Genomic DNA, 24,455 nt, shown 5'->3' on the forward strand with positions numbered 1-24,455 from the left:
CGACGCCGCCATGTAGACGATCGCTTCGCGGCAGTAGCTCTGCTCGCCGAGCAGGCATGCCTCGAAGACGACCTCGTCACCCGACTCGAAAGCGCGTGCCCGTCGGCGCTCCCGGCGGCCGCTGAAGTCCGGGGCGAGAACACTCGCCACGAAGCCGATCACATGGTCAAGCATCTTGACGCCCTCCTCGATCAGCGAAGCGTGTAGTTGCCCGGGCGGGCCAGGCCACTGCCTGGCGGCCTGTGGGACCGGCAGCGCTGAGGAGCGCCGGTCGCGCAGCGGCACGCTTGGTATGTCGTTTGCCGACGCGGTACGGAATGCCGGCGATATCTCTGTGCCGGAAGGGTGCTCCCAAGCATCGCCGGACGGATATGGGTTCCTTGTCCGTCCGGCGACTGGCGAGGTGGCGGTGGGAGGCGCGGACGTGCTCAGGCGCGACGGAGGCGGGGCGCGCGGTGACCCCGCCTCACGTCCGCCGTTCCGCGGGACGCACGGCCCGGTAGTACAGGTCGAGGCACATGAGCAGTTCGGTCCGTTCCACGCCCGGCAGGGTTCTGATCTCGGAGTCGATCAGTCGCATGACGTCCTGGGCGTCGCGGCAGACGGCCTCGGCGAAGATGTCGAAGCGGCCGGCGCAGGCCACGACATAGGTGATGGACGGGATCTTGGTGAGGAGCTGGGCGAGGGCTTCGATGCCCTGGCCCGGGCGGCCGCGGATGGCCACCCAGACCTGCATCTCGAAGCCGAGGCTGCGCGGGTTGGCGATGGCGGTGATACGCAGAACGCGGTCGCCGAGCATGCGGGTGACGCGCTTGCGGACCTGGGACTCGGAGATGCCTACCGTCTCCGCGATGCCCTGGAAGGGGAGCCGGCCGTCCAGGCTGAGTTCCCCGATGATCTGCCGGTCGGTGGCGTCGAGCGAGGCGGCCTGCGTGCTGTCGCCTTCCTCCGTCCGCTGCGGCGCCGCCTTGTCCTGGGCGACGTCCCAGGCCGGTTCCTGGTAGTGGAGCTGGAGGTAGGGGAAGACCTCGGCGGATCCGACGCCCGGTGTCCGGGTCAGGGTGTCGTGGACGACGGTCAGCAGTTCCGCCGTGTCACGGCACAGCACCTCCACGAGCGCGTCGTAACGGCCCGTGGTGATGACGGCGTAGTCGACGGCGGGCAGCTCCGCGAGGGAGTTCATCAGCGGTTTGACGGCCTGTCCGCCGTCGAAGCCGAGTCCGACAAGGGCCATCACCGGGAATCCGAGGAGGCCGGGGTCGGCGACCGCCGTGATCTGGATGACGTTGTCGTCGAGGAGCTGGTTGACCTTGCGGCGGACTGTCTTCTCCGGTACGCCCAGGTCACGGGCCATGCCGGCGAAGGACTGACGGCCGTCCGCCTGGAGGAGGCGGATGAGTTGGCGGTCGAGTTCGGTGATCCGCGAGTCCACCTCGTCCTGGTCGGGCAGCGGCAGCGAGCCGTCGAGAAAGCTGGAGACGAGGTGAGAGGGGCCGCGCATGGCAGTCATCGTATCGGTGCGGCTTCGTGGACGAGGCGCCCGGCGAGATACACCTCGTCGACGCGGACGTCGAGCAGTTCGTCCGCCGAGCAGGCGAAGGGGTCGCGGTCCAGGACGATGACGTCCGCGTGCTTGCCCGCGTCCAGAGAGCCGTAGTTGTCGCCCTCGCCGAGGGTCCGGGCGGCGTTGATGGTGTGCATGCGCAGGGCCTCGGCGAGGGTGATCTCCTGGTCGGCGTCGAGGATGTCGCCCAGGAACGACTGGCGGCGCAGGGTGCACCAGATGCTGAAGAACGGGTTCGTCGCGCGCTCCTCGGAGCCGATCCAGACGTCCGAGCTGCCGGTGATCGGCCAGCCCTCGTCCAGCAGGCGCCGGAACGGGAAGCGGCCGAGCCGGCCGTAGTCGCCGAGGTAGGCGGGGAAGAAGTCGCCGAAGGTGTAGAGGAAGACCGGCTGCGGGACGGGGATGATGCCCGCCTTGCGCCACAGTGCGGTCGCCGCCGGGTCCGGAAGGAAGTTGCCGGCGTGCTCGACGCGGGGCGCGGGGACTCCGGCGGGGGCGCCGCCCGCCGCGGCAATGGCCTCGCAGACCTCTTCCTGGGCGCGGTCGCCGTTGGCGTGGACGGCGAGCTGGAGGCCCGCCTCCGCGGTACGACGCAGCGCCTCACCGATCTGGTCGGGGCTCAGGGCCACTTCGCCGCGGTGGTGGTGGCCGGCGTGGTCGTCGTTGACGTAGGGCTGCTTGACGGCGGCGCTGGCGGCGGAGTAGCCGCCGTCGGCGAACATCTTGACGCCGTGGATGCGCAGCAGCTCCTCGGGGGCGCCCAGGTCCAGCCACTCGCGGTGGGTGCACGCCTCGTCCAGGGAGACCGTGCCGGGGGCCCAGAGATAGACACGCAGCCGGGTGCCCAACTCACCGTCTTGGTGCAGGCGGTCCATGGCCCGCAGTCCGTCCACCGATTCGGAGATCTCGCCGATGGTGGTCACTCCGTGGGCCGTGAACAGCTCGCGCACGCCGCGCTTGAGGGCGTGGTGCAGCGCGTCGCCGGAGAGGCGGGGGAGCGGCAGGAGGTTGTCCATCTCCTTGACGACGCCGGTGGGTTCCCCGGAGTCGTCCCGCAGGACCGTGGGCAGTCCGGTGATGCTGTATTCGGCCTCACGGTAGTCGCGGTCGATGCCGGCCAGCTCCAGGCCGCGGCTGTTGAGGACGGTGATGTGGCCCCCGGCGCGTACGGCGACGGCCACCTCCGTGCTGACCGAGTCGAGTTCGGCGCGGGTCGGCAGGCGCTTGTCGGTGAGCTTCTGGTCGAAGAAGAGGTTGGCCTGGCCGACCAGCCAGCCGTCGACCGCCTCGTCGAGGTGTGCGCGGAGGGTGGCGAGGACGTCGGCGACGGAGCCGCAGCGCGGTGCCCGGCAGTCGACGGTCTGGTAGTGCGTACGGGCGGCGACCTCCATATGGGCGTGCACGTCGACGAAGCCCGGCATGACGGGACGGTCGCCGACATCGTGCACCCGGGTGCCGGGTCCGGTGTGGGCCCCGGCGTCCTCCTTGGGGCCGGTGGCGACGATGACCCCGGCCCGCACGGCGACGAAGCCGGGGCCCACCGGCTCGCCCTCGGCCATCCGGATCAACTTGTCCGAGATCAGGACGAGTTCCGCGGTGCCCTCGCTCATGTACGCCTCCTCGATGGTCTGCCCGACGGGGACTTTTGTTGAAGCGAGAACGTAATCGCGCGCTCCGACGCATGTCAATGACTAATTCAACCCGCAGGGCTGCCACACATAACGAATTCAACCCTTGACAGAGGGCGTGAGGACTGATTCCGTTCGGGCACCGCGAAACGTGCAGCCTTTCCCTCGCCGCTCGCCCGGTGATCTCCCACGGCATCGCCGTACGGGACACCGCCGTACTGGACACCGCTGTACCGGACACCGCCGTAGCGGACCCCGCGTCCGGACACCCGCACTCATCACTTCCGCATGGAGGCCCCATGTCATCGCCCACCCGTCACGCCGAGATCGCCGGAGGCGGCCTGGCCGGCCTGACCACCGCCGCCGCGCTGGCCCAGCGCGGCTGGAGCGTCCGTCTGCACGAACGAGGCCGCGACCTGCGCGACATCGGCGCGGGCATCTTCATGTGGGAGAACGCCCTGCGGGTACTCGAAGGCATCGGCGCCTTCGACGAGGCCACCCGTCGCGCCGAGCGCATCGACAGCTGGCGGCTGTACGACGAACGGCGGCGCCTGCTCCAGGACGACTGGATGAAGGGCGGCGAGACCCGCCTCTTCACCGTGCTCCGTCCCGACCTGCACCGGGCCCTCGGCAACGCGGCCACCGAGGCCGGGGTCGAGATCGTCACCGACTCGCTGGTCGCGGGCGCCACCCCCGACGGCGAACTGCTGCTGGAGTCCGGCGAGAGGCTCAAGGCCGACCTGGTCGTCGGCGCCGACGGCGTCGGCTCTCCGGTGCGCAACTCCGTCGGCCTCAACCTCGTCGTCCGCGACCTCCAGGACGGCTGCATGCGCAGCCTCATCCCCCGGCTGCCGCACGACCCCGTCGACAACGCCCTGGAGTACTGGAACGGCGGTCGGCGCGTGGGCATCGTGCCCGTCACCCCGGAGCAGACCTACGTGTACACCTGCTGCCCCTCCAGCGACCTCGTCGGGCGCGAGCGGCCCTTCAACAAGGAGTCGTGGACGGAGTCGTTCCCGACCCTGCGGAGCATCTTCGACCGCATCCCGGACGTCTCGCGCTGGGCCTCGTTCTCCGACGTCCGCTGCCACAGCTGGGTCAACGGCCGCGTCGCCCTCGTCGGCGACTCCGCCAGCGCCATGTCACCCAACCTCGGACAGGCCGCCTGCCTGGCGATGACCAACGGCTACGGCCTCGGCCTGATGCTGGAGGGCCAGTCCGACGTGCCCCGGGGCCTGCGCGCATGGGAGGCGCGCCAGCGCCCCGTCACGGACGCCACCCAGCGCTACTCCCGCCTCTACGGCCGCGTCGGCACCCGCTGGCCGCGCCCGGTCGCCGACCTGCGCTCCGTCCTCGTCTGGGCCGCGGGCCGCTCCAAGCGCTGGCAGGAGCGGGTCAACGTCGCGGCGCACCAGGGTGCGGAGTCGGTCCGCCCGACGCAGCGCCGCGCCGCCTGACCCGGCCCCCGCGAACGGGGAGGCCGCGCCGCACCCGGCACCCCGTGCACGACGCACCACCCACCACAGAACAAGGACACCTTTCGCATCATGCACGACCCAGGAGGAACTCGACATGGCGCACATGGCACACACGGCAGACATGGCAGACATGGCCTCAGGTGCCCGGATAGACGGCGTGGAGAAACGGTCGATCGACTACGTCCCCGCCACTGAGCGCCACGGGAAGGCGTGGCACCAGGGCCCGTTCTGGCTGACCGGCGGCTTCATGCTGCCGTCCCTGCTGGTCGGCTTCCTCGGTCCGTCCATGGGCATGGGCTTGGGCTGGTCACTGGCCGCCGTGATCTCCGGTATGGCCTTCGGCACCCTGTTCATGGCCCTGCACGCCAACCAGGGCCCCCGCCTCGGCCTGCCCCAGATGATCCAGTCCCGCGCCCAATTCGGGTCGCGCGGCGCGTTCTTCCCGCTGGCCATGGCCGTCTTCATCTACGTCGGCTACAACGTCTTCCAGATGGTCCTTGCCGGCGACGCGCTGTCGATGTTCCTGCCGGGCCGGAAGATCTGGTACGTCGTCCTCGCCGTGGTGGCCGTCGTCATCGCCGTCGTCGGCCACGACCTGCTGCACACCGTGCAGCGCTACTTCAGCTACCTCACCATGGCGATCTTCGCGGTCGTCACGGTGGCGGCCGTCGTGTACTACCCGCTCGGCGACGCCGTCCCGGTCGCCGCGGGCTTCTCCGGCTCCGCGTTCCTCGCCCAGTTCGCCGCCGCCGGCGGCTACCAGATCAGCTACGGCATCTACGTCTCGGACTACTCCCGCTACCTCCCCGACGACATCCCGGACGGCAAGCTCATCGGCTGGACATTCCTCGGCGGCTTCACCGGCGCCGCCTGGCTGGGCAGCCTCGGCGCCCTCTTCGCCTCCTACGTCCCGGCGCCGGACGCCCTGCGCCAGCTGCACCTGGTGGGCGACACCGTCTTCCCCGGCTTCGGCGCCGTGGCGGTCCTGGCCACCCTGCCCGCACTGATCGGCACCTCCGGCGTCAACGCGTACGGAGCGATGCTCAGCGCCACCACGGTCCTGGACGGCATCAAGCGCGTGAACCCCACCCTGCGGCTCCGCGTCGTCGGCGTATGCGCGGTGGGCGCGGTGGGACTGGGCATCGCCCTGAGCATGCCCGCCGACTACATGCACAGCTTCCACACCTTCATCGCCGTCATGTGCTACCTGCTGGTGCCGTGGACCGCCGTCAACCTCGTGGACTTCTACGTGGTCCGGCGCGGGCGCTATGCCATCGCCGACATCACCGATCCGCACGGCCGCTACGGCCACTGGGCCTGGCGCGGACTCACCGCGTACTTCGGCGGCTTCGTGTCCATGATCCCCTTCGTCACCCTCAGCTTCTACACGGGTCCGGTGACGAAGGCCCTCGGCGGCGCCGACCTCGCGTTCATCGTCGGACTCCTCGTCTCCGGGGCGCTCTACTACTTCCTCGCCCGAGGCGCCGAGCAGCACGGTGCCCCCGCCCCCGCCGAGGAGGTACGTGTTCCCGCGCTGTGACGCGCCTCGCGCCCGGCCCGCTTGAGGGCCGGGCGCGACCGTGTCACCAGCTGCCGCTCATGGCCGGTGGTCGGCAGTCAGGGTGGTCAGGCCCAGCGCGTTGAGGTCGCCGAACATGTGGTGGCCGCGCCGCCCGGCACCGGGCTGCGGGTCAGCCCTTCACCTGTACGACGACCACGCTTGCGGCCTTGTCGTGCCAGCCCTGACTGCGGCCGGACTTGTCCCACAGGGGTGAGAGGTAGACGGCCATCTGGCCGAAGCCGCAGGCGAAGATGCCAGCCGTCGGAACCACCCAGCGCACGAAGCTGCTGGCGAGTCCCGGCTTCGCCCCGTTCTCCACCTTCAGGACCCGCACACCGACGGCCAGCTTGCCGAGGGTGGCGCCGACGAACGCGATCATCAGCCATTCGTAGAGGAAGGCGATGCCCGCCATGATGAGGGTCAGCGGGATGATGCCCACGTAGAAGTCCAATATGGCGTCTTGTGCGCAACTGTTGAAGGCGGCGGGGTCATCCGGATCGCACTTCATCACGGCGTCGATGTAGTCCACGAACAGCGGCGCCATCAGGATCAGGTTGATGATCCCGAGCGGCACTCCGTCGATCACCCGCGCTGCCAGCCGTCGCCCCATGGTGGCGAGCGGCGGCACACCAGGCATACCCGGATACGGCACATTGGGATGTGGGTATGCGCCGTACGGCATGCCCTGCTGGGGCATCCCCGGCTGTTGCGGATAGCTGTAGCCCTCGGGAGAAACGCCCTGAAGAGCGGCCTGTTGACCATAAGGGCCCGGGTTGGTGACCGGCTGCGGGGGCTGCGGTCTGTAGGGGTCGTTCGGGCCGCCGAAACTCATGGCGCGCTTCCTTCGGGCTGTCGTGGATGACGCCGCGGACCGACGGAGGACGGCACGTCGGCACAGCCGCGAGCACGGCTTGATCCCCCGCCGTTGTCCACGACACGAAGTGATCATGTTCCCCAACCGGTCGCGCCCTGTCCAGAGAAGGCAGGCGTCTGTTGTGCAACGGCGACACGGACAAGGGCACGCCGGCGCGATGCCGACGGGAGCCAAGTTGCTGACGGTTGCGGGACATAGTGCATCAGCGCCGGATGTGCGGCACGCACGCCTCGGCCGACCCACTCCGAAAACACCCTCCACCTCACGCCCGGCAGCGGCGGCACGCGACTCGCACCATGGGGGAGTGCTGCCCCGGCCGCCCGCCTGATAGCCGTTCGGATCAGGCGCTCAGCCGATGGGCTCCGCCACGACGAGCTGGAACCGCTGGAAGGACAGCTTCACGGTGTTGTGCTGAGCAGTGGCGGTTCCGAGTGACGTGCCGGTGAACGGGTCGGTCAGGCGGTACCGCGTGCGGCCCAGGCCGCGCAGCTCGACCGTCCCGTCCCACTGGTCGGCGTAGAAGGCGTAGTGGAGGGTCCGCTTCGTGGCCACGACATGCGCCTCGGGCTTGTCGAAGCCGATGTCGTACAGCTCACCGCGGTACTCCCCGGTGGGCAGCATGTTCTTCTCGTACAGGGACACCCACTTGCGCCAGAGGGTTTCCTTCTCCGGGGTGAGGTCGGTCGCCTTGTCCGGGGCTCCGGTTCCGGGGAGGGTGAACTTGGTCGACAGGACGGCCCCGACCCCGTAGGAGGAGGCGAAGTCGTCGCCGCCGTCGCTCAGTTCGACGTGGTCGCCGGCGTAGCTGCTGCCCGTGCCCATCAGCGCCTTCATCGACTTGCCCTTGCTGCGGACCTGGTAGGAGGACTCCGGGTCCGAGCTGGGGTACTGGTCGACGTAGGGCAGGTTGTGGAAGGCGAACGCGGTGCCGCAGGGGCAGAGTTCGACGAGGGCGTCGGGGTTCGCCGCGTGTGCGGCTTCGTGGATCGCCTTCCAGAACCGGGCCACGCCCTCGGTGGACTCCTCGGGGCGGGCGTGCCGGTGCTTGGGGTTGTAGCAGGGCGCGACGCTGTTGAGATGCTGGCCGTCGATCTTGAGCCCCTCGTAGCCCCAGTCGCCGATGAACCTCTTCGCCTGCTCGACGAAGTAGTCCACTGTCGGCTGGTAGGCCGGGCAGAGCGTGTAGGCGTCCCACCAGGTGACGTCCTGCTTGTTGCCGTCGCGGTCCAGCAACAGCATGTCGGAGCGGTCCCGGATCAGGTTGCTGTCGGGGTCCGCCGCGAGCGGGGCCCACCACAGGCGCGGTCGCAGGCCGGCGTCCCGTATCTCCTTGGTGAAGGCCCGCATGTCCGCTTCGCCGCGCGGGAACTTCGCCGTGTTGATGTCCCAGTCGCCCTCATTGGTCTGCCAGCCGTCGTCGAGCGCGACCCAGCGCAGGCCGACCTCACGCGCTTTCGGCAGTGTTGCGGTGACCTGCTCGACGGTGAAGTCGCGCTCGTAGCCCCAGGCACACCAGATGGGCTCGAAGGCCGACGCGGGGACTTCGGGGGCGCGCTGGCCGACGTCGCTCATGTAGTCGCGGTACCGCTGGAGCGGCACGAAGTGGTCGCCCGGGAGGGCGGTCAGGAACGTGGTGTCGGTGCTGAGCCGACGGCCCGGCTTCAGGGTGCGGGCGGTGTCGTCCTGGATGGCGATGCTCGCCCCGGCGGCCGTCTTGCGGACCGGCATGCGCAGGATCGTCGCGACGGGCTCTACGTGTCCGACGGAAAGGCCCGCGCCCCGGCGCCAGACGGTCGCCAACGGGGTGCCGCCGCCGTAGTCGGAGGAGTCCATCCCCAGCGAGTTCTCCTGGACGTAGCCGTCCTTCACCGGCATCACCCAGTCGCGGCGGTCCGTGTACGTGGTGCCGGAGAAGGTGTAGAAGCCGCCGGGGGTCTCCAGGAGTTCGTGTGCTCCGTTGCGCCACCCGGTGACCTTCAGCGCGGTGGAGGACCTGTTGGTGTAGGTCACCTTCATCACGATCATGCCGGCCAGCCGCTCGAAGGAGGTCAGCTCGACCGTCTTGTGCACGCCTTCCCTGGACGTGCCCTCGATCGTCACCCGGACGCCCGCGCCATGGCGGGGGTGGCGGGTGCTGCGGGTCCGGTGTCCGCGGTAGGCGAATGCCTCGATGGCCTTGTCGCCCACCAGCAGGGCTTCACCGGCGTCGAAGCGGGTGAGGGCGACGCCCTGCAGCGCCACCCGGCTGCGCAGTCGGTCGTCGAACTCCAGGGTGATGGAGGTGTCGCCGACTCCGACGAGGTCGGGATGCGAGTTCGGTGCGGCGGCCGCGGGTGAGGAGCCCAGGGCCACGGAGGGGAGGGCGGCCAGGCCGGCACCCCCCAGCGCCACCTTCAGTACGCTGCGCCGGTTCATGTCCGTCATGTCGAACTCTCTTTCGGTCGTGCGTGCCCGACTGGGGCAGCCGCCTTCTGTCCGTCGTGGTGGATCGTCGGAGTCGAGCCGCGTGCTCGCGACGAAGCGACCGTCCATCGGGCTGGTCGATGCCTGGTCCGCTAGCGGTTTACGCAGGGGGTCGGTGGGGTCGGGAAACGAGGTGCCGTCCGAACGGGCGCCCCGGTGCGAGGTCGCCTCCGGTAGCAGTGCGCGGCCATCCTCGGTGAGCTGCGACAACGTTGCCCCGATCACCGGAGGGTGCCCGGGGCACGGCGACATGGAAGGTCGCTCACACGGGCTACTTCTTCATCACCGGGTGGCCTGCTTCGAGAACGTAAGTGGTATTCGACTGGCATGTCAACGGGTGCGCCGCCCAGGACGAGGGTTGGCGGCGTCATCGGATTGGTATGGTTCTGGTATGACGGATGCGAGTACGCCGATGCCCAGAGGTCTTTTCGCCGACGACGCTCTCCCGTTGTACGAACGCACGGCCGCGCGGCTGCTCGACGACCTGCGCGCCGCTGCCGCCCGCCCCGGTGACCGGCTGCCCTCCGAGCGGGCTCTGGTCGAGCGGTACGCCGTATCGCGGGTGACACTGCGAGCGGCCCTCGCGCAATTGGAGACGCGGGGCATCGTGCGGCCGTCGTCGTCGCGCGGGTGGTTCGTCGCCGAGCTGGGCCTGCTCCCTGATGCGGCGATGGCGTCCACCGCGGCGGTGGCCCCCCAGGTCCAGGGGTTCGCCGACTATGCCCAGGCCAACGGCCTCACGACGGCCGGCAAGGTGCTCTCCGCCACCGTCCGCCCGGCCACGGTGTCCGAGGCCGAGCAGCTCCGGATCGCTCCGGGCGCCGACCTCTTCGATCTGCACCGACTGCGCTCCCTCGACGGTCTGCTGGTCGTGCTCGAGCACAACCGGCTCCCGTTGGCGGTCTGCCCCGCTTTGGCCGAGACCGACTTCAGCACTGCCTCGCTCTACGCCACTCTGCGCGCCGCCAACCCGCCGCAGCTGCCCCGCGTCGCCGACTACTCGGTCGAGGCCCGCCATCCGACGCCACGGGAGATGGAGCTGTTCGGGATCGGGGACACCATGCCGATGCTCGTCGCGACCCAGCTGACGTCCAATCAGGAGTCCCGCCCGATCGAACTGACCGTCCAGGTCTACCGGGGGGACCGCTACCGGTTCCGGGCCTCGATCACCAATCAGGGCTGATAGATCACCGCAGGCCTTCCGGGCGCTCTCCTCCTTCACCACGTACCCCGGCCGTGGGGCGGACGGAGCGTCCGCCAAGGAATACCAGATACAGACCAGAATAAGACTATTGACGGCCATGAATGAGACCAGTACTGTCCCCACTGGGCTCCGGGCCAACGTCGGCGAAAGGGCCCAAAACGCACGTTGAGTAAGGGGTTGGCAATGCAGAGCCCATTGAGCGAGGTGGTCCGGCGGCAGAAGGCCGGACAGCCGCAGGGCATCACCTCGGTGTGTTCGGCCCATCCGCTGGTCATCGAGGCGGCCGTGGCGCAGGCGCTGGAGAGCGGCGGTCATGTTCTGGTGGAGGCGACCTCGAACCAGGTCGACCAGTACGGCGGTTACACGGGCATGCGGCCCGCGGACTTCCGCGACCTCGTGTACGGCATCGCGGCCGAAAGTGGTCTGCCACTGGACCGCGTGATTCTCGGCGGCGACCACCTCGGACCGAACCGGTGGCAGTCCCTGACGCCCGACGAGGCGATGGAGCGGGCCGACGCCCTGGTCGCCGCCTACGTGGCGGCGGACTTCACCAAGATCCACCTGGACTGCAGCTTCGCGTGCGCCGGTGACCCCGTACCGCTGACCGACGACGTGGTCGCCGAACGCGCCGCGCGATTGATCAGGGTGGCCGAGGAGACAGCCGGTCCCGAGCGGGCCGAGCGGATCCGGTATGTGATCGGCACCGAGGTACCCACGCCCGGCGGCGCGCACGAGACGCTCGGCGCTCTCGTCCCGACCACGCCCGAGGCGGCGCGCACCACTCTGGAGCAGCACCGCAAGGCATTCGCCCGGCACGGCATCGAGGAGGTCTGGCCGCGTGTCATGGCCCTCGTCGTCCAGCCGGCCGTGGAGTTCGACCACCTTCAGGTCGTCGACTACCGGCGGGAGCTGACCGAGGAGCTGCGCAAGGTCCTCGACGACGAGCCCACCATGGTCTTCGAGGCCCACTCGACCGACTACCAGACCGCCGAGGCGCTCACCGCGCTGGTCGAGGGCCACTGGGCGGTCCTCAAGGTGGGCCCCGGGCTGACCTTCGCCCTGCGCGAGGCACTGTTCGCCCTCGCCGCGATCGAGGACGAACTGGTGCCGGCCGCCGAGCGGTCCCGGCTTGCCGAGGTCGTCGAGCAGCGGATGCTCGCGGAGCCCGCCAAATGGGAGGGCTACTACCCGGGCGCCGCCGCCGAGCAGCGCCTCGCACGCCGCTACAGCTACAGCGACCGGATGCGCTACTACTGGCCCGACCCCGAGATCGAAAAGGCCCAGGCCCAGCTCCTGGACAACCTCTCGGCCGTGGACATCCCCCTGCCGCTGCTCAGCGCACATCTTCCGCTCCAGTACGCCCGTGTCCGCCACGGCGAGCTCGCCGCCCGGCCGCGCGACCTGGCCGTGGACCACGTCCGCGATGTTCTGCGCGACTACGACCGCGCCTCCACCCCGAAACAGAAGGAGTACGTGTGACCACGCCCTCCGGCACGCTGTCCTTGGACGACGGCGCTGCCCACACCGTCCGCGAGATCGCCCAGCAGCCCGCGCTGTGGCGCGAGGTCGACAAGATCGTCTCGGCTTCCCGGGACTCGCTGGACGCCTTCCTGCGTCCGCTCGTCGCCCGCGACGACCTGCGCGTGGTGCTCACCGGCGCAGGCACCTCCGCCTTCGCCGGCCAGGTGCTCCAGCCCGCCCTGGCCCGCCGTCTGGGACGGCGCGTCGACGCGGTCGCCACCACGGACCTCGTCGCCGACCCCCGCGGTTGTCTCGCCGAGGACGTGCCCACGCTCCTTGTCTCCTTCGCGCGGTCGGGCGACAGCCCCGAGTCCGTGGCCGCCACCGCCCTGGCCGACCAGGTTCTCTCCGAGGTGCACCACCTCGTGATCACCTGCAACGAGCAGGGCCGCCTGGCGCGCGAACACGCCGAGCTGCCGAAGTCCCGCGTGCTGCTGATGCCGCCCGGGTCCAACGACCGCGGCTTCGCCATGACGTCGAGCTTCACCTGCATGACGCTCGCGGCCCTGCTCGCCCTGGGCGGCAGCGCCTACGACGGCGTCGCCGAACGCCTTGCCCGGGCAGCCGAGTCGATCACCGAGAGCAGCGCTGTCGACCGCACCGTCGGCGCCCTCCTGGAGAGCGCGCCCGAGCGGATCGTCTTCCTCGGCAGCGGCCCGCTGAAGGGCCTTGCGGAGGAGTCGGCGCTGAAGGTGCTCGAGCTCACCGGGGGGACGCTCATGGCCGTCGCGGAATCCTCGCTGGGATTCCGCCACGGTCCCAAGGCGGTGCTCAACGACCGTTCGGTCGCGGTGGTGTACATGTCGAACGACCCGTACACCCGCAAGTACGACCAGGACATCTATGCGGAGCTACGCGGAAATCTGCCCGCCGGCAGTGTCGTCACGGTCTCCGCGGACTCCGGCGCGGGAACGCAGGACACAGGCACAGGCACCGACGCCTGGCCGCTGCCGGGCCTCGAGGGCGTCGAAGATGTCGCCCTGGCGCTGTCCGCCGTGGTGTACGCCCAGCTCACCGCCCTGCGTGCCTCCCTGGCCCGGGGCCTGCGGCCCGACAACCCGTTCCCCTCGGGTGAGATCAACCGCGTGGTGCAGGGCGTGACCCTGCACTCCTTGCACAACTGATCAAAGGCATCGACGGCGCGGATCAAGGGCGCCGGACGGAGGTACAACGATGTTCCTAGGTGTCGACGGTGGCGGTACGAAAACCGCGTTCTGCATGGTCGACCGGTCCGGACACGTCGTGGCGCGAGCGCAGGCGGCAAGTTCGTACTACTTCTCCCACGGCATCGAGCTGGTCGAGCGGGTGCTGAAGGAAGGCGTCGAAGCTGTCTGCGCGGCGGCCGGGCTGAGCCCCGCCGACATCGAGTACGCCTTTTTCGGGCTGCCCGGTTACGGGGAGGCGGCCCGCGATCTGCCCGTCCTGGACGCGACCCCGCGAGCGGTGCTCGGACACGACCGCTACGCCTGCGACAACGACATGGTCTGCGGCTGGGCGGGTTCCCTTGGCGCGGTCGACGGCATCAACGTGATCAGCGGCACCGGTTCGATGACCTACGGCGAGCGACTGGGCCGGGGCGTGCGCATCGGTGGCTGGAGCGAGATGTTCGGCGACGAGGGATCGGCGCACTGGATCGCGGTCCGGGGCCTCAACGCCTTCTCGCGGATGGGCGACGGGCGGCTCCCCGAGGGCCCTCTGGCCGAGGTGTTCCGGCGCCACCTGGATCTCGCCTCCGACCTCGACGTGATCGACGTCGTCCACAACCAGTGGCAGGGCGACCGGAGCCGGATCGCCGCGCTCAGCCGCTCGGTGGCCGAGGCGGCAGCTCAGGGCGACGAGGTCGCCACGGAGATCCTCACCGACGCCGGCCGGGAACTCGCCCTGCTCGTCGAAGTCACCCGCGAGCGGCTGGAGTTCGGTCCGGACGAGACCGTACCGGTCTCCTACTCCGGCGGCACCTTCGGCGCCCGCACGGTGCTGGAGGCGTTCGCCTCCGGACTCAAGGAACGCTTCACCAACTACGAGCTGCGACACCCTCTCTACGAGCCTGTCGTAGGCGCCGCCCTGTACGCGGCGAAACTCGCCGGAACCCCGCTCGACCAGCCCGCGCTCGACGCGCTGCGCACGGCCCCCGGAACCCCCGCCTCAGGAGAGGACGCCCGATGAACAGAGGCACGAAGAGCTGGATCCTGTACGCGTCGCTGCTGGTCCTGTTCTGGGGTGTGTGGGGCGCCTTCTCCAGCGAGCCGAACAGCAGGTACGGCTACCCCAACGAGATGATCTACATCATCTGGGCCTTCACGATGCTCATCCCCGCGTACTTCGCGATGCGCGGCAACACTTTCGACCGCCGGCCGATAGCCGCGGTGTACGGACTGATCGCGGGGCTGACCGGCGCCGGCGGACAACTGCTGCTGTTCCACGCGCTCGCCAACGGCCCGGCGTACCTGATCTTCCCCCTGGTCTCGCTCTCCCCGGTGGTCACCGTCCTCATGGCGATGGCGCTGCTGCGTGAGCGGATCAACCGGCTCGCCCTCGTCGGTGTCGTCGCGGCGCTCGCGGCGATCGTGCTGCTCAGCATCCCCAGCTCCAAGGACGACTCGAACTCGCACGGCCCGTGGCTGCTGATGGCCATCCTGATCTGCGTCGCCTGGGGCGTGCAGGCGTTCTGCATGCGCAAGGCCGCGGTGGTCGGCGTCAACGACGCGACGACCTTCGGCTGGATGACCATCAGCGGACTGCTGCTGGTGCCGGTGGCGTTCGTGATGATGGGCGACTTCCCGTCCGACGCCCCCTGGCAGGCGCCCGCGCTCACCGCGGTGACACAGGTCCTCAACGCCGTCGGCGCGCTGTTCCTGGTCATGGCGTTCAGCCGGGGCAAGGCCACGGTGGTCGCCCCCGTCACCAACGCACTGGCGCCGGTGCTGACCATCGTGCTGTCCCTGGCGGTCTACCAGACACTCCCCAACGTATGGGGCACCCTCGGCATCGTGCTGGCCCTCGCCGGCTCGACCCTGATGGTCTACAGCGACGAGAAGAGCGGCGAGAGTTCCGTTGCCCCGGGGGCGGCGGACGACGGCGCGGACGTGAGCCCGGCCCCGCAGAAGTCCTGATCGCCCACGTATCCGTACCGGCCGAACCACATATCCGTACCGGCCGAACGACGTAGCGGTACGGGCCGATACCGGCCCGCACTCACCGGCCCGTACCTACCGGCCCGTACCCACCGAACCGACATGAAAGCGAAGGGACACCCTCATGCCCCTGGTTCCCACGCGCGAACTCGTCTCGAAGGCCGCCGCCGCGCGCCGGGCCGTCGCGGCGTTCAACGTGATCACGCTGGAGCACGCCGAGGCGATCACCGCCGGCGCAGCCGCCGCGGGCGCCCCGGGGGTGATCCTGCAGATCAGCGAGAACGCCGTACGGTTCCACGGCGGCCGGGTCGAGCCGATCGCGCGGGCAGCGGCCGAGGTCGGCAAGGCCTGCGACGTCGACGTCGCACTGCACATGGACCATGTGACGGACATGCGGCTGCTGCGCACGGCGGCCGACGCGGGGTTCTCCTCCGCCATGTTCGACGCCGGGGCGCAGCCGTACGCCGAGAACCTCGCCGCCACCCGCGCCGCGGCCCAGTGGGCCCACGGCGCGGGCCTGTGGCTGGAGGCCGAACTCGGCTATGTGGGCGGCAAGCCCGACGCCCCCGCGAGCGCCCACGCGGCCGGAGTGCGCACCGACCCGCAGGAGGCGGCGCGCTATGTCGCGGACACCGGCGTGGACGCCCTGGCCGTCGCCGTCGGCAGCAGCCACGCGATGACCGAGCGCTCCGCGACCCTGGACCACGCGCTCATCGAACGCCTGCGGGAGGCCGTGCCCGTACCTCTGGTGCTCCACGGCTCGTCGGGCGTCGGCGACGACGATCTGCGACAAGCAGTCCAGGCGGGCATCGTGAAGATCAACATCGGCACCGCTCTCAACGTCGCGTTCACCGGCGCGGTCCGCGAGACGCTGGCGGAGCGCCCCGACCTGATCGACCCCCGGCCCTACGTTGCCCAGGGCCGGGAGGCGATGGCGGAGACGGTCCGGGTCCTCCTCGGTGTGGTGAGTGGCTGAACGGTTCGGCCGGCGCGATGCCCGTGCGCCGGGCACGAACCGCGTGGCCGGGCCGTAGCCGGTGCTTCACATGCGCATGCCCGGCAGAGTCGGTCGCGCGTCCCGCGGCGGCGTGAACCTCGCGTCGCCGCGCGCCGTGCACGGCGACCGCACCAGGGAGTCGTTCCTGGCGGAGAGGGCCGCTTGAGGGCGCGGCGGGCCGGTACGGTGGGCCTACGGACAACTTCGTAGGGGGTTGTATGGAAGCGGAGTTGCTGGCACTGGCCGCCTCGGGTGCCACGGCGGTCGTTCAGCAGATGGCGACGGATTCCTGGGGGCACATGCGGGACCGCATCGTGGCCTTCTTCGTCCGGCGCGGCGACACGACGGAGGACGTTGTCGCCCGGCAGCTGGAGGAGTCGCGCGGGGATCTTGCGGCCGCGGCGGCGTCCGGGGACGAGCAGGGCGCCGCGGACGTCGAGGCCGAGTGGCGCGTCCGGCTGCGGCGCAGGCTGCTTGCCGACCCGGCGGCCGCGGCGGAACTCAGGGCGGTCCTCGACGAGTTGCCGCGCCCCGCCGGGCAGGAGGTGGTGCAGGTGCACAACACGATCGGCGGCGGTGTGCAGCACGGGCCGGTGATCCAAGCCGGCACGGTGGGCTCGCTCAACCTCGCGGTACCGCCTACGTCTCCCGTGTCACCCGAGCCGCCCTCCCGGCCCACGCGGCCCTGACGTCCCGGCCGCGCCCGGGATCCGCTGTGCGCGCCGCCCGCTGGTGGATACCCTCGGAGGGAGGCGGGACGAGAGCGCGCCGAGGGGGACCGCATGACCCATCAGCCGGACCGTTCCGCGGACCCCCGAGGGAGTGAGGTCGTCAACGCGGTCCACGCCTCCGCCGGTGTGGTCGTCCAGGCGGGCCGGATCGACGGCGGCGTCCGGGTGGAACGCTCCGTTCCGGAGACCGGGACGCCGCGTCAGCTCCCGGTGCGGGCGGGGCTTTTCGTCGGCCGTTCCGCTGAACTCGCGGCACTGGACTGTCTGCGCCGGCCTCCCGGGGCCGGACTGCCGAGGATCGCCCTGCTCTGCGGCCCCGCGGCCGCGGGGAAGACGGCGCTGGCCGCGCTCTGGGGTCATGAGGCCGCCGCCGACTTCCCCGACGGCCAGCTCTACGTCGACCTGCGGGGGTTCGGCCCGCAGGAACCGCTCCCGCCGCTCACCGCGCTCAGCGGATTCCTGCGCGCTCTGGGCCGCTCCCGCGCCGCGGAGAGCGGCCCCCTGGAGGAGCGCGCCGCCGCCTTCCGTACGGCGGTGAGCGGACGACGGCTGCTCGTCGTCCTCGACAACGCCTCCTCCGCGGACCAGATACGTCCGCTCCTGCCCGGCTCGGACACCTGCGCCGTGGTGGTCACCAGCCGGCGCAGGCTCAGCGGGTTCGGCGTGCACCACGCCGTACGGACCGTGGCGCTCGGAATGCTCGACCGGGCCGACAGCCTTGGCCTGCTCCACGCGGCCATCGGGGAGCGGGCGGCCGGCGAGGAGACGAGCCTCGGCCGGCTCGCCGACCAGTGCGCGGGCCTGCCCCTCGCGCTGCGCATCGCGGCGCAGAAAGTCGCCGCGCGGCCCGCCCGGAGCATCGCCTCCCTCGTCGGCGAACTGCACGCCGTCGGCCCGGGGCTCGACCTCTTCGAGACGGACGACGACACCCGCTCCACCCTGCGCACGGTGTTCTCCTGGTCCTACCGCGGTCTGCCGAAGCACGTACGCGACGCGTTCGCCCTCCTCGCCCTGCACCCCGGTGACACCTTCGACCGTCCTTCGGCGGCGGCCCTGCTCGGCACGGCGGAGGACGAGGCGGACCGCGTCCTGCGCCGCCTGTCCGACTCGCACCTGGTGGACGACGCGGCGGGGGAGCGCGGGGAGAGGTTCGCCCTGCACGATCTGCTGCGCACCTACGGGCGCGAACTGCACGCGGCCCTCGGCCCACGGGAGCGCGCCGCTCATCCGCTCGACGGGCTGTACGACTACTACCTGGCCGCGGCCGACCGTGCTGGACGCGTCATCATGCCGTACCGCTACCGCTTCCCCTGAACATGGCGGCGCCCGCGCGGACGGCGGAGACCGCGGGCCCGGAGAAGACGGTCACCCCGCCGCTGACGGACCGGGACGAGGCGCTGCGCTGGATGGACGCGGAGTGGCGCACGCTGGTGGCGCTCTGCCGCCTGGACGAGCCCACGTTCGACGTGCGGCGCTGGCAGCTGGCGTACACCCTGCGGGACTACTTCTACCTGGCCAAACGCCTGGACGGCTGGGTGGAGAGCCACGCCCTGGCCCTGGCGGGCTGCGCCCGGCTCGGTGACCGGCGCGCCGAGGCCGTCACCCGGAACAATTACGGGCGCGCGCTGCTGGAGACGGGCCGCACGGAGGAGGCGGCCCACCAGTACCAGCGGGCGCACGACCTCTTCGTGACTCTGGACGACGAGTTCGGCCTCAGCGATTCCCTGGTCAACCTCGCCTCGGTCCGCAGACGTCAGGGCGCGCACACTGAGGCCCTTGATCTGCAGCGGCGTGCGCTGGACACCTATCGCAGAACCGGATCCACTCGGAAGGTCGGCATCACCCTGCGGAGCATGGCCAAGGCGGAGACCGCGCTGGGCCGCACCGACGAGGCGGCGAGCCACGCCCACGAGGCGCGGACCCTCTTCTCCGCGCTGGGCCTCGACCTCGACGTCGCCCAGGCCGCGTACGCACTCGGGGCGGCCCGGGAGCGGGCCGGTGAGGCGTCCGCCGCGGCGGCCTACGAGGAGGCCGCCGAGTACGGGCGCCGGGCCGGGAGCCGGTATGAACAGGCGCGGGCGTTGCGACGGCTCGGCGACCTGGACGCCGCCGCGGGCCGGGTTGACGACGCCCGCGACCGATGGCAGCGCTCCCTCGACCTGTTCACCTCGCTCGGGGCGGCGGAGGCGGAGGCCGTGGCGGTGCGGCTGGCGCAGCCGACGGAGCCGTGAGGTCAGTAGGTGGGTTCCTCGCCCCTGGTGCCGAGGATCCAGTGGTGCAGGCTCCGGGCGACCTTCTGGTCCCTGGCGGTGACGGCGTCGGGTGACCGTGCCGCCCAGTCGTCGATGCCCTCGCGGGCATCCTGCGCCAGGAGCAGGGCCTCGTCGCGCTGCCCCTCGTACTGGTCGGCCGCGGCCAACGCGTGAGCGAGGCTCAAGGTGGCGCGCGCCGCCTCGGGCGAGTCGGGGCCGTGCAGGTCGACCTGCCGCTCCTGGAAGTCGATCGCGGCGACCAGGAGTTCGCTGAGCAGTTCGGTGTGGTCGCCGTCGAGATGGACGTCCTCGGGGGTGACGCCGTCGGGGAGCGCGCTCGGCTCGCCGAGGGCGCTGCCGGGGTCCTGCGGCGCGGGGAGGTCGGCCAGCTCGCCGCGGAGCAGCGCCCGCAGGGTCGTCACGGTGGCGGGGTGCATGGGCCCCTGTGTGCGGAGCCGGTCCGCGTAGAGGGCGTAATGGCTCCACTCATCGGGTGTGTCAGTCACGAAGTGGCCCTTCTGCGTGCGGTGATGATGTTCTCTCGGGCGTCGAGCGTGTCGGGGTGGTCGTCGCCGAGGTGGGATCGGCGGCGCCGCCAGACCTCCTCGAACGCGGTGCGCGCGCCTTCGGTGTCACCGAGGCGGAGCCGGTTGGCGCCGATGCTGAAGAGGCTGTCCACGGTGCCGCGGGCGTCGGGTCCGGCCGTGGCGGCCCATCGTTCGTGGGCGAAGGAGCCGATGCGCAGCGCGACGCGTGCCGCATACCGGCCGGGTCCCCGGCCGACCGCGATGACCAGGTTGTTCAGGGCCGTCAGGGTCTCCGGGGCGGTCGGGCCGCGGTGACCGCGCCAGCCGCGGTGGGTGTCCCGCAGGAGGGCACGGGCCGCCTGGAAGTCGCCGAGCTCTTGCAGGGTGTTGGCGAGGTTGTTCATCGCCCACAGGGTGTGGGGGTGGGGGCGGCCGAACGGGTCGCGGCCGTGCAGGGTCTCCAGTTCCTCGACGGTCCGCCGCTGGAAACCGAGCGCTTCCGTGAAGGCGCCGTCCTCCTGGAGCACGGCGCCGAGGCCGACCAACACGCGCAGTGCGGTGTACGGATCGCAGTACGGCGACGCGCGGCACGAAGTGTACAGGGCCCGGAAGTCCTCGACGGCGCCCGCGCTGTCGCCCAGGTGCGAGCGCAGCTGCCCGGACCGGTCGACGAGGGACCACTGGTCCATGCCCACGTCCCGGCCCTCGGGCGCCGCCAGATTCGCCACGGCTTGGACGTGCGCGAGCAGGCCGAGCGTGCGGGTTCTCGACGCTGCGTCGGGCTCCGCGGCGCCGAGCTGGTCCGCCAGGGCCCGCAGAGCATTGCGGGACGCCTCGGCCCGCATGTCGTCGTGCACCAGGACGCGCGCGGCGCGTCCGACGAGGGCGTGCACGGAGTACGTGGTGTCGAGGGTGTCGTCGGCTTCGTCTTCCCCTGCCGCGCTCGTGTCCCGCGTGAGGAGTCGGCGGCGTTCAAGAGCGTCGATGCCGTCCGCCACGCCGGCCGCGACGGACGCCGTGTCCTCGTCCCGGACAGGAAAGGCGGCCGTCAGCAGGGTACGGGGGACGGGCGCGGCGGCGAGCACGCTCGCGGCGGCGAGCACGGCGACGGCCGGGGCGGGCAGCGCGTGGAAGGAGCGCAGCAGTACGCCGCTGAGCGGCCGGGCGGTCTCCGCGGGCAGGTCGTGGCCCAGGTGGGCCGCGAGTTCGAGTGTGGGCTCGGCGTCCTTGCGGAGATCGGCGAGGAGAGCGCGGTATCCGGTGAACCCGTCCGCCGTCGTCAGCCCGGCGGTGATCCGCAGGGCGAGGGGGTGTTCGCGCAGTTCCTCGACGATGCCCCGGACGGCGTTGCGTTCGTCGGCGTCCTTCTTGGCGGGCACATGGCTCGCGGTCAGGAGCTCGAACCCCGGCCGTGCGCCGATACCCGACAGCTGCACGCTCTTGCGGACCCGGCCGTCCACGGTGCCGCGGCTGGTGACCAGGGTTCTGCCGTTGGAGCTGGGAGCGAGCAGATACGGGTGCTCGCGCAGGCCGACGGAGGAGGGAAGGTCGTCGACCAGCCAGAGGTAGCGCGGCAGGCACTCCAGGCGACGGGCCACGGCAACACGCAACTCCTCGCCGTCCACGCCGGACTCGGGCAGGGACAAGCGCCGGGCGATGGGGCGCAGCGCCCGGTCGAAGGCGTTGTGGACCGCGTCGGAGTCGTGCACGCCCGACGGATCGCTGCCGGCCAGCTGGACGACGAAGACACCGCCCGGATGGTCCTGGGCGGCCCATCGCGCGTACTGCCTGCACAGAGCGGTCTTGCCCGAGCCTCCAAGACCACGTACGGCGACGGCGGGCAGGCCGGGGTCGAGTGTTCCGTCGGGGTTCTGGAAGGCGTCGTGCAGCGCCCAGAGTTCTCGGCGTCGTCCGACGAACCCGAACTCACCGGGCAGGTCGCTCCTGACCCAGCTGGTTCCGCCGTCGATCACGTCGCCGAAGCGCCGGTCGTCGGTCTCCCGTACGTGGCGGACGGTGTCCGCGACGTGCTGCGCCAACTCTTCGACGGAGTGGCCCTCCAGGGTCAGCTTGCGTTTCTTCAACGCCTTGGGCCTGACCTTCGCGGGCGGCACCTTCCAGGTCAGCGGCATGACGCGGCGCATGGCCGTGCCACCGAGCGCCTTGGCGCAGGACAGGGCGAGATGCAGTTCGGACCAGCAATGGTCGCTCTCGTCGAAACACGGGGTGAGCAGAGGGACGAGGAAGCGCGAACCGAGCAGGGCCGCCTTGACCGACGGCAGCATTTCCTCCTCGTCCCACTCGGGCACCGAACCGTCGTCCTGGAAGACGTCCAGCCCCTCTTCGCGCAGGGCTTCGTACATGGCGTCGGACCATTCCTTGCCGTCCGCCCAGGTGTAACAGAGGAAGACGTCGTACTGCGCGCTCCGCACGCTCATGGGTGCCGCCGTTTCACGCGTCGTCGTGCCAGATGTCGAGCGGTAAGGTGCGCCCGTACTTGAGGAGTTGACTGTCCGGACTGGTGAGCGAGGTGTAGGTCTGGTCGACGAACTCCCGCAGACCGGGGCGGAGTGTCGCCCTGAAGGCCCAGAGGAAGTCGACCTCGTCGTCGGGCCGGTGCTCGGGAGACGGGTAGGTGTCCAGCGGGCCGCAGAAACGCTGCTTGAACACTTCTCCCGTACGCGGATCCTGAATGTCCTTGAAGATCCAGAGATTGCCCTGGAAGTACAGCATGGCGTGGATGTACTCGATCAAGGAAAGGATGTTCTGCCCGGTCAGCGGCTTTCCGTTCCGCGCCAGAACGGAGTGGTAGAAGTACGGGTAGAAATGCGGGATGTCGCGCTTCTTGGTGGGGTCGCGATCTCCCTCGGCCCAGAAAGGCGACACGTTCGCCGCGAGGGATTCGCCGGTGCGGGGCGCGGCAGAGGGTTGCGCGGCCGGGGACCGGATGTGGGGCGACCATAGAGCTTCAGGTAGAGGTCGGTGCCGGTGTCCTTCGCTTTGCGGGAAGCCATGAACTCGGCTGCTCCTTACGGAATATGGCGGATGAGGACGAGTATGGGGGCGGCCGCGCGGCTGTAAACCGGTTCTCCCCGTTTTTCTCACCCGGGTGTGACGTCGCGTGCGACACTCGTGCTTCGCTCGCATCGGTGCTGGGGGACAGGTGAATGAGGCCGAGGCCGACAGGCTGCGCATTCAGATGCAAGATCTGCTGCGGGTGCTGCCGCACATTGTGGACGGGGACGCCCGACGTATCGATCATGAAATCAAACAGGCGCTGACGGATGCGGACTTCACGGCGCTGCGCCGTGTGCTCGACTCGGATTCCCGATTGGCCGCGTGGGTGCGCGAGAGGGAGAGCGCACCGGGCGAGCAGCACAGGGCTCTGCCGAGCGGATATCAGGGCCCGCCCGGATCGCGCTCCGTGATCTCCGGCGGCACGGTCTACGTGTGTCTGACCGCCGGGTGCGCGGTGCCCGGCACGTTCGTCCGCCGGAACCGCATGGAGAGCGTCCCGGCCTGTCCCACCTGCAACCAACTGCTCAGCCGGGCCCCCTCGTGACCGCTTTCTGGAACGTCGCGGTCGGCAAACTCGTCGAGCGCTGGCTCGTGACCAGCTTCGCCGCCGCCGTGTACTGGCTGGCGCTTGCGGCCTTGTGGGCGCTCGGCAGCGACAGCCCGCGGGACGAAGCCGCCCGCAGGCTGCGGGAGTTCGGCGCTCTCAGCACCGGGGAGCAGGTGGCGCTGCTGGTGATCGGCATGGTCGTGCTGGCCGGCTCCAGTCTGCTCGTGACGTATCTGACGCTGCCCGTCCTGCGGCTCATCGAGGGGTACTGGCCCCGGTGGGCCGAGCCGCTGAGCCGCCGACTGCGCGAGCGGCACGTCCGACGCGCGACCCGCTACGCGGGCGAGGCGAACCCCCTGCTGCTGCGCCACCTGGGATACCCGGCGGCCCAGGGAGGAGGCCCGCCCCTGAACCGGAGCGATGTGGTGCGGCTCGTCCAGCTGGAGGAGATGCTGCGCTGGCTGCCCCGCGCCGACCGGATGCTGCCCACCCGCCTGGGCAACATCCTGTGCGCCGCCGAGACCGACCCGCTCGACAAGTACGGCCTGGACACCCTGATCCTCTGGCCGCATCTGTGGAACGTCCTGCCCGAGGTGTTGCGCCTGGACCTCGCCGCGGCCCGACGGCACGTGGACGGCGTGGTGGCGGCCGGGGTGTGGGGCCTGCTGCTGCTCCCGGCCGTGGTCCGCACACCGTGGGCACTGCTCGCGCTCCCGTTCGTGTACGTGATGTGGCGCGGCGTGCTCCCGGGCGCGGGCCGGGAGTTCGGGGTGCTGGTGCGGGCGGCGTTCGACCTCCACCGCTTCGACGTCTACCGGGCGCTGCGGCACCCCCTCCCGGCGGACGCCGCGGCGGAGCCGGCCGCGGGGGAGCGCCTGACCGCGGCCGTGCTCAGGGGCTCCGACGACCCGGCGCTCGTGTACGTCACCGGCTCCTGACCGTATGCCGCCGGCTCT

At 70.7% G+C, this 24,455-nt stretch carries 20 protein-coding genes; 13 read left to right on the plus strand and 7 right to left on the minus strand.

The window, feature by feature from the left end:
* Positions 1–466: 466 nt before the first annotated feature.
* Together C1N81_RS44290 and C1N81_RS44295 are read right to left on the minus strand one after the other, a co-directional pair.
* Positions 467–1,501: an Lrp/AsnC family transcriptional regulator gene (locus C1N81_RS44290; protein ID WP_394437614.1), complete on the minus strand. Its 1,035-nt coding sequence runs from the start codon at positions 1,499–1,501 to the stop codon at positions 467–469.
* A 5-nt stretch (positions 1,502–1,506) separates the two neighbouring features.
* Positions 1,507–3,174: an amidohydrolase gene (locus tag C1N81_RS44295; RefSeq protein ID WP_394437616.1), complete on the minus strand. Its 1,668-nt coding sequence runs from the start codon at positions 3,172–3,174 to the stop codon at positions 1,507–1,509.
* A 317-nt stretch (positions 3,175–3,491) separates the two neighbouring features.
* On the opposite strand from C1N81_RS44295, the gene C1N81_RS44300 reads away from it, so the two are divergent.
* Positions 3,492–4,649, plus strand: coding sequence for an FAD-dependent oxidoreductase (locus tag C1N81_RS44300; RefSeq protein ID WP_394437618.1), 1,158 nt, complete (start codon positions 3,492–3,494; stop codon positions 4,647–4,649).
* 142 nt (positions 4,650–4,791) lie between these two features.
* On the plus strand, positions 4,792–6,210 hold the full coding sequence (locus C1N81_RS44305; protein WP_394437620.1) for a purine-cytosine permease family protein: 1,419 nt from the start codon (positions 4,792–4,794) through the stop codon (positions 6,208–6,210).
* Between the two features lie 151 nt (positions 6,211–6,361).
* Here C1N81_RS44305 and C1N81_RS44310 read toward each other — a convergent pair whose 3' ends face one another.
* Positions 6,362–7,063, minus strand: a complete 702-nt coding sequence (locus C1N81_RS44310) for an RDD family protein (protein ID WP_394437622.1) — start codon at positions 7,061–7,063, stop codon at positions 6,362–6,364.
* A 390-nt stretch (positions 7,064–7,453) separates the two neighbouring features.
* Positions 7,454–9,529 (minus strand): glycoside hydrolase family 36 protein, encoded by a 2,076-nt coding sequence (locus C1N81_RS44315; RefSeq protein ID WP_394437624.1) that lies wholly within the window; start codon positions 9,527–9,529, stop codon positions 7,454–7,456.
* A 430-nt stretch (positions 9,530–9,959) separates the two neighbouring features.
* Here C1N81_RS44315 and C1N81_RS44320 point away from each other — a divergent pair, with 430 nt between their 5' ends.
* The 9 genes from C1N81_RS44320 to C1N81_RS44360 all read left to right on the plus strand — a co-directional run bounded on the left by C1N81_RS44320 (position 9,960) and on the right by C1N81_RS44360 (position 19,386).
* Entirely contained in the window at positions 9,960–10,751 is a 792-nt protein-coding gene (locus C1N81_RS44320; protein ID WP_394437626.1) for a GntR family transcriptional regulator, read from the plus strand.
* 204 nt (positions 10,752–10,955) lie between these two features.
* Positions 10,956–12,251 carry a D-tagatose-bisphosphate aldolase, class II, non-catalytic subunit gene (locus tag C1N81_RS44325; protein ID WP_394437628.1) on the plus strand — a complete coding sequence of 432 codons (1,296 nt, stop codon included), beginning with the start codon at positions 10,956–10,958 and terminating at the stop codon, positions 12,249–12,251.
* Positions 12,248–13,417 carry an SIS domain-containing protein gene (locus tag C1N81_RS44330; protein ID WP_394437630.1) on the plus strand — a complete coding sequence of 390 codons (1,170 nt, stop codon included), beginning with the start codon at positions 12,248–12,250 and terminating at the stop codon, positions 13,415–13,417. Before C1N81_RS44325 ends, C1N81_RS44330 begins: the two co-directional genes overlap by 4 nt.
* Before the next feature lie 49 nt (positions 13,418–13,466).
* Complete coding sequence (locus C1N81_RS44335) at positions 13,467–14,459, plus strand: BadF/BadG/BcrA/BcrD ATPase family protein (protein WP_394437632.1); 993 nt, start codon at positions 13,467–13,469, stop codon at positions 14,457–14,459.
* Positions 14,456–15,406 carry a DMT family transporter gene (locus C1N81_RS44340; protein WP_394437634.1) on the plus strand — a complete coding sequence of 317 codons (951 nt, stop codon included), beginning with the start codon at positions 14,456–14,458 and terminating at the stop codon, positions 15,404–15,406. The genes C1N81_RS44335 and C1N81_RS44340 overlap by 4 nt, the downstream gene beginning before the upstream one ends.
* 145 nt (positions 15,407–15,551) lie before the next feature.
* The gene (locus C1N81_RS44345; RefSeq protein ID WP_394437636.1) at positions 15,552–16,403 is read left to right on the plus strand and encodes a class II fructose-bisphosphate aldolase; all 852 of its coding nucleotides are present in this window, start codon (positions 15,552–15,554) and stop codon (positions 16,401–16,403) included.
* Between the two features lie 239 nt (positions 16,404–16,642).
* Positions 16,643–17,113, plus strand: coding sequence for a hypothetical protein (locus tag C1N81_RS44350; RefSeq protein WP_394437638.1), 471 nt, complete (start codon positions 16,643–16,645; stop codon positions 17,111–17,113).
* Between the two features lie 93 nt (positions 17,114–17,206).
* Positions 17,207–18,469: an NB-ARC domain-containing protein gene (locus C1N81_RS44355; RefSeq protein ID WP_394437640.1), complete on the plus strand. Its 1,263-nt coding sequence runs from the start codon at positions 17,207–17,209 to the stop codon at positions 18,467–18,469.
* A 2-nt stretch (positions 18,470–18,471) separates the two neighbouring features.
* Entirely contained in the window at positions 18,472–19,386 is a 915-nt protein-coding gene (locus C1N81_RS44360) for a tetratricopeptide repeat protein (protein ID WP_394437642.1), read from the plus strand.
* Between the two features lie 2 nt (positions 19,387–19,388).
* Here the strand turns inward: C1N81_RS44360 and C1N81_RS44365 are convergent, their stop codons facing one another.
* The 3 genes from C1N81_RS44365 to C1N81_RS44375 are packed head-to-tail and all read right to left on the minus strand — an operon-like array spanning position 19,389 to position 22,820.
* Positions 19,389–19,913: a hypothetical protein gene (locus tag C1N81_RS44365; RefSeq protein WP_394437645.1), complete on the minus strand. Its 525-nt coding sequence runs from the start codon at positions 19,911–19,913 to the stop codon at positions 19,389–19,391.
* Positions 19,910–22,372, minus strand: a complete 2,463-nt coding sequence (locus tag C1N81_RS44370; RefSeq protein ID WP_394437647.1) for a tetratricopeptide repeat protein — start codon at positions 22,370–22,372, stop codon at positions 19,910–19,912. The genes C1N81_RS44365 and C1N81_RS44370 overlap by 4 nt, the downstream gene beginning before the upstream one ends.
* A 13-nt stretch (positions 22,373–22,385) precedes the next feature.
* Positions 22,386–22,820 (minus strand): hypothetical protein, encoded by a 435-nt coding sequence (locus C1N81_RS44375; protein WP_394437649.1) that lies wholly within the window; start codon positions 22,818–22,820, stop codon positions 22,386–22,388.
* 277 nt (positions 22,821–23,097) lie between these two features.
* On the opposite strand from C1N81_RS44375, the gene C1N81_RS44380 reads away from it, so the two are divergent.
* Positions 23,098–23,496, plus strand: a complete 399-nt coding sequence (locus C1N81_RS44380; RefSeq protein WP_394437651.1) for a hypothetical protein — start codon at positions 23,098–23,100, stop codon at positions 23,494–23,496.
* Positions 23,493–24,437, plus strand: coding sequence for a hypothetical protein (locus tag C1N81_RS44385; RefSeq protein ID WP_394437653.1), 945 nt, complete (start codon positions 23,493–23,495; stop codon positions 24,435–24,437). The genes C1N81_RS44380 and C1N81_RS44385 overlap by 4 nt, the downstream gene beginning before the upstream one ends.
* Positions 24,438–24,455: the final 18 nt, after the last annotated feature.

The organism is Streptomyces sp. SGAir0957 (assembly GCF_043523415.1).

Bases quoted from the DNA above. Each gene is read 5' to 3' on its own strand.
- C1N81_RS44290 (WP_394437614.1), bottom strand. From the start codon at position 1,501: ATGCGCGGCCCCTCTCACCTCGTCTCCAGCTTTCTCGACGGCTCGCTG.
- C1N81_RS44360 (WP_394437642.1), top strand. From the start codon at position 18,472: ATGGCGGCGCCCGCGCGGACGGCGGAGACCGCGGGCCCGGAGAAGACG.
- C1N81_RS44370 (WP_394437647.1), bottom strand. From the start codon at position 22,372: ATGAGCGTGCGGAGCGCGCAGTACGACGTCTTCCTCTGTTACACCTGG.
- C1N81_RS44325 (WP_394437628.1), top strand. From the start codon at position 10,956: ATGCAGAGCCCATTGAGCGAGGTGGTCCGGCGGCAGAAGGCCGGACAG.
- C1N81_RS44340 (WP_394437634.1), top strand. From the start codon at position 14,456: ATGAACAGAGGCACGAAGAGCTGGATCCTGTACGCGTCGCTGCTGGTC.
- C1N81_RS44305 (WP_394437620.1), top strand. From the start codon at position 4,792: ATGGCAGACATGGCCTCAGGTGCCCGGATAGACGGCGTGGAGAAACGG.
- C1N81_RS44345 (WP_394437636.1), top strand. From the start codon at position 15,552: ATGCCCCTGGTTCCCACGCGCGAACTCGTCTCGAAGGCCGCCGCCGCG.
- C1N81_RS44315 (WP_394437624.1), bottom strand. From the start codon at position 9,529: ATGACGGACATGAACCGGCGCAGCGTACTGAAGGTGGCGCTGGGGGGT.
- C1N81_RS44310 (WP_394437622.1), bottom strand. From the start codon at position 7,063: ATGAGTTTCGGCGGCCCGAACGACCCCTACAGACCGCAGCCCCCGCAG.
- C1N81_RS44300 (WP_394437618.1), top strand. From the start codon at position 3,492: ATGTCATCGCCCACCCGTCACGCCGAGATCGCCGGAGGCGGCCTGGCC.
- C1N81_RS44355 (WP_394437640.1), top strand. From the start codon at position 17,207: ATGACCCATCAGCCGGACCGTTCCGCGGACCCCCGAGGGAGTGAGGTC.
- C1N81_RS44350 (WP_394437638.1), top strand. From the start codon at position 16,643: ATGGAAGCGGAGTTGCTGGCACTGGCCGCCTCGGGTGCCACGGCGGTC.
- C1N81_RS44320 (WP_394437626.1), top strand. From the start codon at position 9,960: ATGACGGATGCGAGTACGCCGATGCCCAGAGGTCTTTTCGCCGACGAC.
- C1N81_RS44295 (WP_394437616.1), bottom strand. From the start codon at position 3,174: ATGAGCGAGGGCACCGCGGAACTCGTCCTGATCTCGGACAAGTTGATC.
- C1N81_RS44335 (WP_394437632.1), top strand. From the start codon at position 13,467: ATGTTCCTAGGTGTCGACGGTGGCGGTACGAAAACCGCGTTCTGCATG.